Source organism: Variovorax sp. GW460-12-1-14-LB1, assembly GCF_059423605.1.
The window spans coordinates 24159-31108 of sequence record NZ_JBWKYF010000075.1; the positions used below are offsets into that span (position 1 = coordinate 24159).

General features: G+C 68.4%; 8 protein-coding genes. 3 read left to right on the forward strand and 5 right to left on the reverse strand.

Features of this window, described 5'->3' with window-relative positions:
• Positions 1–12: 12 nt before the first annotated feature.
• The 4 genes from AC07Y4_RS27420 to AC07Y4_RS27435 all read right to left on the reverse strand — a co-directional run bounded on the left by AC07Y4_RS27420 (position 13) and on the right by AC07Y4_RS27435 (position 4220).
• Complete coding sequence (locus AC07Y4_RS27420; protein WP_487850049.1) at positions 13–1476, reverse strand: aldehyde dehydrogenase family protein; 1464 nt, start codon at positions 1474–1476, stop codon at positions 13–15.
• A 95-nt stretch (positions 1477–1571) separates the two neighbouring features.
• Positions 1572–2579: a hydroxyquinol 1,2-dioxygenase gene (locus tag AC07Y4_RS27425; protein ID WP_487850031.1), complete on the reverse strand. Its 1008-nt coding sequence runs from the start codon at positions 2577–2579 to the stop codon at positions 1572–1574.
• A 23-nt stretch (positions 2580–2602) separates the two neighbouring features.
• Positions 2603–3112 (reverse strand): cupin domain-containing protein, encoded by a 510-nt coding sequence (locus AC07Y4_RS27430; RefSeq protein WP_487850030.1) that lies wholly within the window; start codon positions 3110–3112, stop codon positions 2603–2605.
• A gap of 157 nt (positions 3113–3269) precedes the next feature.
• Positions 3270–4220 carry a LysR family transcriptional regulator gene (locus AC07Y4_RS27435; RefSeq protein ID WP_062479604.1) on the reverse strand — a complete coding sequence of 317 codons (951 nt, stop codon included), beginning with the start codon at positions 4218–4220 and terminating at the stop codon, positions 3270–3272.
• 204 nt (positions 4221–4424) lie between these two features.
• On the opposite strand from AC07Y4_RS27435, the gene AC07Y4_RS27440 reads away from it, so the two are divergent.
• The 3 genes from AC07Y4_RS27440 to AC07Y4_RS27450 are packed head-to-tail and all read left to right on the forward strand — an operon-like array spanning position 4425 to position 5105.
• Positions 4425–4586 (forward strand): hypothetical protein, encoded by a 162-nt coding sequence (locus AC07Y4_RS27440; RefSeq protein ID WP_169805078.1) that lies wholly within the window; start codon positions 4425–4427, stop codon positions 4584–4586.
• Between the two features lie 9 nt (positions 4587–4595).
• Entirely contained in the window at positions 4596–4841 is a 246-nt protein-coding gene (locus AC07Y4_RS27445) for a hypothetical protein (protein ID WP_062479607.1), read from the forward strand.
• Positions 4842–4853: 12 nt separating this feature from the next.
• A complete protein-coding gene (locus AC07Y4_RS27450; RefSeq protein WP_487850029.1) occupies positions 4854–5105 on the forward strand; it encodes a hypothetical protein in 252 nt (83 codons plus the stop codon).
• Positions 5106–5117: 12 nt separating this feature from the next.
• Here the strand turns inward: AC07Y4_RS27450 and AC07Y4_RS27455 are convergent, their stop codons facing one another.
• On the reverse strand, positions 5118–6884 hold the full coding sequence (locus AC07Y4_RS27455; RefSeq protein WP_487850028.1) for a cytochrome c biogenesis protein DipZ: 1767 nt from the start codon (positions 6882–6884) through the stop codon (positions 5118–5120).
• Between the last annotated feature and the right edge of the window lie 66 nt (positions 6885–6950).

The following is a 6950-nucleotide window of genomic DNA, read 5'->3' on the forward strand; positions in this document are numbered from 1 at the left end:
GAAAGAAAAAGCTCAGCGCACGAAGTGCGGCGGAATCTGCGCGTCGACGTTGACCCACACGCTCTTGACCTGCGTGTACTCGCGCATCGCGTCGAAGCCCATCTCGCGGCCGTAGCCGCTCTGGCCCACGCCGCCGAAGGGCGAGCCGGGGTTCACGCGCTTGTAGCTGTTGATCCAGACCATGCCGGCGTGCAGGTCGCGCGCCACCTTGTGGGCGCGCTGCAGGTTGTTCGTCCACAGACCGCTGCCCAGGCCGTAGTCGGTGCCGTTGGCGATCTGCATCGCTTCTTCGTCGCTCTTGAAGGTGAGCACGGTGACGAAGGGGCCGAACACTTCTTCCTGCGCCACGCGGTCTTGGTACGACCGGGCGCGCACCACGGTCGGCGCCACGTAGCAGCCCTGTGCCAGATCGCCGCCGGGTGAGGTTCCGCCCGCCAGCACCTCGCCGCCCTGCGCCTTCGCGACCTCGACATAGCTCAGCACGCGGTCGCGGTGCTGGGCGCTGGTGAGCGGGCCCATCTCGGTGTTCTCGTCGAGCGGATTGCCCAGGCGGATGGACTGCGCGAGCGGAATGAACTGTTCGAGGAAGGCATCGGCGATCTTCTCGTGCAGCATCAGCCGCGAGCCCGCGATGCAGGCCTGCCCCTGGTTGTGGAAGATGGCCCAGGCGCTGCCGTTCACGGCGGCCCGCAGGTTCGCGTCCTCGAACACGATGTTGGGGCCCTTGCCGCCGAGCTCGAGCTGCACCTTCTTCAGGTTGCCCGCGCTGGCCTGCACGATGCGCCGGCCGGTGGCGGTGCTGCCGGTGAAGGCGATCTTGGCGATCTCGGGGTGCTCGGCGATGTACTGGCCCGCCACGCTGCCCAGGCCCGGCAGCATGTTGACCACGCCGGGCGGCAGGCCCGCCTCGGCCATCAGCTCGGCGATGCGCAGCGAGGTGAGCGGCGTGATCTCGGCCGGCTTCATCACGATGCAGTTGCCGGCCGCGAGCGCGGGCGCCATCTTCCAGCTCGTGAACATGAGCGGAAAGTTCCACGGCACGATCTGCCCGACGATGCCGACGGGCTCGCGCAGCGTGTAGTTGAGAAAGCCCTCTTCCACCGGAATGGTCTCGCCCTGGAACTTGTCGGCCATGCCGCCGAAGTAGCGGAAGCACGCGGCGGTGCGCGGCACGTCGAGCCGGCGCGAATCGCGGATGGGGTGGCCGGTGTCCAGCGATTCGAGCCGTGCGAGTTCTTCGCCGTTGGCCTCGATGAGGTCGGCCAGCTTCAGCAGGATGCGGCCGCGGTCGGCGGCGGCCATGCGGCTCCACTTGGGGAACGCACGCTTCGCGGCGGCCACGGCCTTGTCGACGTCGACCTTGCCGGCCAGCGCGACCTGGGCGATGGGCGTGTTGTCGTGCGGGTTCAGCGTGGCGAGCGTCTCACCGGATTCGGCATCGACAAAACGGCCGTCGATGAAAAGCTGGTGGCGGATGGAAAGAGCAGGCATGGGTTCTCCTCGCCCTCCCCGCGCGGGGAGGGCTGGATGGATGAATGGCGGGAAGAAAGAAGCGACGGCGCGCCGGCCGGTCAGAACTCGACCGGGATCTCGGGCGACTCGCCCTTCTGGATCTCGTAGACCAGGCTGGGCGAGCCGTTCTCCCACACCAGCAGCATCGAGCGCTTGGGGCTGAAGCCCTGGTGGCGGCAGTAGGCGGGCATGGCGGCCATGTCGCCGGCCTTCATGATCACGCGGGCCATGGGCTTGCCGGTGTTCTTGTCGCCGCAGTCCCAGTGGATCTCGTCGGTCATCTGGAAGAACCACTCGACGCGGTCGTTGCCGTGGATGATCGGCAGGATGTGCTCCTCGGTCGTCGGGCACATGTAGCTGTGCTTCACCACCGAGGTGAAGCTCGGGTTCCACGTGACCTGCGAGCGGCTCAAAAAACCGAAGAGGTTGAAGGCGTGCACCTCGTTCTCGAAGCCCGGCTCGGGGTGCAGCTCGGGCTGGCCCTGCGGCACGTCGGCGAAGGCGCGGTTGACGGGTGCGCCGCGCGCGTCGCTGCGCAGGTCGAGGTCGCCCTTCAGGCCCACGCAGCGCTTGGCCAGCTCGCGCGCCCGGGTGATCTTGGCGGTGTTGTTGCCGCTCTTGCGGCCGTAGGGCGAGCCGGTTTCCTGCGGCGCGGCGAAGGGGTCGAAGGCCTCGTTGGTCCAGTCGTCGAGCATGGCCTCGAAGGTGGCGCGGATCTGCGCCGTGGGGAAGTTCTCGAGCAGGTCGATGCCCGCGTCCTTCATGGTGCCGTTGAAGCTGCCGGCGTACAGGTCGACCGAGTCGTAGTGGTTGATGGTGCCGAACACGTTGTCGAAGTTGACCCAGCCGTAGAAGAAGCCCCAGGCCACGTCGCGCATCAGCGCACGCAGGTAGTTGCCGGCGTCCATGGTGTGGCTCATGGGTCGGCCGTCACGGGTCTTCCAGGTGATGTGGGCAAAGTACTCGTCGCGGCGGAAGCCGAAGCTGCCGAGCGAAAAATCCTTGTAGCCGAGCGTGGCATCGGGCTGCGATGCGATGACCTTGGCGAGTTCTTCGGGTGCGTTCATGGTGTGGCTCCTGGATGGCGGGTTCAGTGCGTCTGGCAGATGTCGGCCCACTTCTCGATGGAGAGGTCGCCCTTGCAGGTCTGCAGCACGATCACGCCGGGGTCGCCGGCGACCCTGAACTGATAGGCGGTGTTCTTCGGCAGCAGGCCCTGGTGGCCGCGCGAGAGCTTCATCCAGCCCATCTTCTTGCCCTGGGGTTCGCCCTTCACGTGCACGGCGCCGTTCTTCTCGGTGTCGGCCACGGTCTGGGCCGCATCGAGCTGCACGAGGTGCACTTCGACCTCGCCGTCCATCACCAGCGCGAACTCGTCGTGGGCGCAGGTGAACCAGGGCGAGGTGCCTTCGGCGCGCAGCGTTTCCAGCACGTAGATCTGGTTCTGACCGAACACGACCTTCTCGTAGGGCTGGCTGATGCTGGCGATCTCGAAGCAGTTGGAGAACGCGTAGTGGCGCACGTCGTCGTCGATGGGCTCGACGTGGCCTTTCTCGAAGTGCTTGAGGGACCCGAAGCGGGTCTGGTATGCGACGGTCATGGGTGTCTCCTGAGGTGCCGGACGATGCAGCGTGGTGGCTGCGATGTGTGCACTGTAGGAAACGGGGGGCGCGAGCGGTAGGCCCGAAACGCGGGCCGCATTGTTCGGCAAATCCGTTCAATGCACAGGGTTTACCCCGGAACAGGCCGCGCTCGCGTCAGGCGTCCCAGATCAGGCCCGGCGGCAGCAGGCCGCGTTCGATCATGGCGGCGTCCCACGGCGGCACCTTCGAGAACGCCTGGGTCAGGTGTTCGATGAACAAGCGCAGCTTGAAGGCATTGCGCGAGGTGCCCGCATACACCGCGCTGAGCGAGAACGACGACAGCTGGTGCGCCGGCAGCACCACCTCCAGGTCGCCGCGCAGGATCGCCTCGCCGGCCACCAGCGTCGGCAGGCAGACGATGCCGGCGTGCTCCATGGCGTACTCGCGCAGCAGGTGGACGCTGTTGGTGAGCAGCGCCGCGCTCATGTACAGCGTGACCTGTTCACCGGCGTGATGAAAGGTCCAGCGGTCGCGCGTGGGGTAGCCCGAGTACAGGCCGAGCGTGTGCTTGTGCAGCTCGCGCGGGCTCGCGGGCCGGCCGTGCGCGCGCAGGTACTCGGGCGTGGCGCAGAACACGCGGCGCACCGGGAACAGCGGGCGCGACACCAGCTCGGTCGACGCCGCCGGAAAGATCTGCAGCGCGCAGTCGACGCCCGCCTTCACCGGGTCGACCACCGCGTCGCTCACGATGAGCTCCAGGTGAATGTCCGGAAAGCTCACCTGGAAAGCGCGCAGCAGCGTGGCGAAATGCCCCAGCACGAAACCGGTGAGCGCATGCACGCGCAGCGTGCCGGTGGGCCCGTCCTTGGCGTCGCGCATCTGGTCCATGATGTCGTTGGCCCGCCCGACCAGCTCGACGCAGTCGCGCAGGAAGGCCTGCCCCACGTCGCTGAGCCGGACCACGCGCGTGCTGCGGTGGAACAGCGGCGCGCCGACGTGGTCCTCGAGCTGCTTCACGCGGCTGGTCACCACCGATTTCGACACCCGCAGCTGGCGCGCGGCCTCGGCAAAGCTCTGGGTCTGTGCGACCCGCACGAAGGTCTCTATGTTCTCGAGGCGGTCCATGGGGCATGCAATGTAGCGGTTGCGCGGCGGCGGCCGGTCGGCCGCACGGGTGTGAAGTACTGCGCAATCCCGCTCGGAGATTGACCGCACCCTTCTCAATTCGCCCACAAATGTGAGCATTTCCCTGTGAGATTGTTAATACGGCAACTATTGTCCTGCCCCGAAGCACCCCGGGTGCACAAGAAATCGAAGCAGGGAGTTCCCATGACCAAATCCACGATCACCGTGATGCTCGCGCTGGCGGCATCCGTTCTCATGAGCGCCTGCGTGCACCACCACGCGCCGCCGCCGCGTGCGGAGCCCGGGCCGGCGCACAAGGGCGGCAACTTCTGCCCGCCGGGCCAGGCCAAGAAGGGCAACTGCTGATCGCGCGCCATGCTGAACCCGTTCCTGCGTGACATGACGCCCGACGAACTGCCGACCGGCACCGCGCGGCCGGCCTACATCGCCCTGCTGCCGGTGCTGGCCTATGTGCTCGTCGCCATCGCCTTCCTGAGCATGTCGGTGGTCGTGCCGAGCCTGCTCGTGGCCTGCCTGTTCGCGACCGCGGCAGCCATGTCGCTGGGCGCGGGCGTGGTGCTCGGCATGAGCATCTGGATCTTTCCGCAGCTGTCGAGCTGAGGGCCGCACGCCATGACTACTTCCAACGCCTCCGTCTTCCGCGTCCACAGCTGGCGCACGACCCTGCTGGCGGCCTCCGTGGTGCTGCTGATCGTGATGGCGCTGCTCATGAAGTGGCTGGTCGAGCTGCAGGTGGAAACCGCGCAGGAACGCCAGCTGCGCGAAGCCGTCGCCCGCGAGGCCGACGCCCGCTGCTTCGTGCTGCCCACGCGCCAGGAGGTCGACACCTGCCGGGCCGTCAACGCCGCGGGCCTCACGCCCTGACCCAGGCGCCGCTCAACCGAAGGTGAACGCGTAGGCCTGCGCGCCGGGGTCGACAAACTCGATCTCGAACAGGCGCTCCCTGCCGCTGCCCGCCGACTGCCGCACCAGCTGGTACAGCTTCTGCGCATCGACCACGCCGTGGCCCTGCGCATCGGTGTCGGCGCCGTGGTCCGTCAGCGGCGGCTGGCCGTCGACCCGCACCGTGAAACGCACCGGCTTGCCGTCGACCATCGGCCCCAGCACGAGGTGCAGGTCGCGCGCCTTGAAGCGGTAGGCGATGCGGCCATTGGCCTGGTTCAGCACGGCCCGCTCGCCCTCCACCGTCCAGTCGCCGCCCAGCGACCACTGGTTGGTGCGCAGCGAAGATGCCACCGGCTCGTAGGCCTTCGCACGGTCGCGCGCGATGCCGCCGGGCGACGCGAAGCCGTGCGCGCGCGCATGGCCCAGGTAGGTTTCGCCGGACTGCGCCGGCTCGGCGCCGGGCGCGGCCTGGGTGCCCTGCCCCAGCGGCGCCACCAGCCCGGAATTGATGCTGTTCGCCTGCCCGGCCTCGGCCAGCAGTTGCTGGATCACCTGCTCGGCCTTGTCGTAGCGGTTCTCGCCGAACTGGTGATGGCGGATGCGCCCCTGCGCATCGATGAAATAGAACGCCGGCCAGGCCTGGTTGTCGAAGCCGCGCCAGATCGAAAAGTCGTTGTCCAGCGCCACCGGGAACCCGATGCCCAGGTCTTTCACGGCCTTGCGCACGTTGGCCGGGTTCTTCTCGAACGCGAACTCCGGCGCATGCACGCCGAGGACGACCAGGCCCGCATCCTTGTACTTCTCGGCCCAGGCGCGCACGTAGGGCAGCGTGCGCAGACAGTTGATGCACGAGTAGGTCCAGAAGTCGACCAGCACGACCTTGCCGCGCAAGGCCTCGGGCGTGAGCGGCGCCGAGTTGATCCACTCGGTCGCGCCGGCCAGCGAAGGCAGCCGGCCCTCGACGCGGAGCTCGCGCGCGGGCACCGGGGCCGGGCGGGTGTCCGAGACGCGCACGAAGCCAGCGTCTGCGCGCTGCGCCTGCGGCGCGTCTTGGCGCAGCGTGTCCACCAGCGCCTGCTCGAGCGTCGACGTGGTGCCCAGCGACAGGCGCGCGAGCCAGCCGGTGTCCAGCCCCAGCGCGATGGCGCCCACGCCCGCCAGCACGGCGGCACCGGCGATGCGCCGCACCCCGTCGCCGGTCGGCAGCGTGCGCTTCAGCGCCGACAGCAGTCGGCCGCCGGACAACAGCGCCACCGCGAGCGAGGTGCATGCGCCGGCCGCATAGGCGAGCAGCAGCAGCGAGGTGCCGACGCTCGCGCCGTTGAGCGCCGCGCCCGTCAGGATCAGCCCAAGGATCGGCCCCGCGCACGGCGCCCAGAGCAGGCCCGTGCCCACGCCGAGCCACAGCGGAGAAAACACCGAAGCCTGTGGCGCATCGGACATGCGCAGGCCCAGCGCCACCAGCGGCCGGCTCAGTCGTTCGGCCACGCGCGGGAACAGCAACGTCGCGCCGAACAGCGCGAGCAAGGCCATCGCGGCATAGCGCCCGTATTCGTTGAGCGTGACGATCCAGCCGCCGCCCACCGCGGCCAGCGTGGCGACCACGGCGAAGGCCAGCGCCATGCCCACGAGCATCGGCAGGCCGTGCGAGCGGAAGGGCCGGTCGGCGCGCGCGAACACGAAGGGCAGCACCGGCAGGATGCAGGGGCTCAGGATCGTGAGCACCCCGCCCAGGTAGGCGATGAAGAGGATGAGCATGGGGATGTGAAAGATGGGGGGTCGGGTTCAGCTGAAAGATGGGGGGTCGGGTTCAGCGAGCGGGGG

Bases quoted from the DNA above. Each gene is read 5' to 3' on its own strand.
- AC07Y4_RS27425 (WP_487850031.1), bottom strand. From the start codon at position 2,579: ATGAACGCACCCGAAGAACTCGCCAAGGTCATCGCATCGCAGCCCGAT.
- AC07Y4_RS27430 (WP_487850030.1), bottom strand. From the start codon at position 3,112: ATGACCGTCGCATACCAGACCCGCTTCGGGTCCCTCAAGCACTTCGAG.
- AC07Y4_RS27435 (WP_062479604.1), bottom strand. From the start codon at position 4,220: ATGGACCGCCTCGAGAACATAGAGACCTTCGTGCGGGTCGCACAGACC.
- AC07Y4_RS27440 (WP_169805078.1), top strand. From the start codon at position 4,425: ATGACCAAATCCACGATCACCGTGATGCTCGCGCTGGCGGCATCCGTT.
- AC07Y4_RS27445 (WP_062479607.1), top strand. From the start codon at position 4,596: ATGCTGAACCCGTTCCTGCGTGACATGACGCCCGACGAACTGCCGACC.
- AC07Y4_RS27450 (WP_487850029.1), top strand. From the start codon at position 4,854: ATGACTACTTCCAACGCCTCCGTCTTCCGCGTCCACAGCTGGCGCACG.
- AC07Y4_RS27455 (WP_487850028.1), bottom strand. From the start codon at position 6,884: ATGCTCATCCTCTTCATCGCCTACCTGGGCGGGGTGCTCACGATCCTG.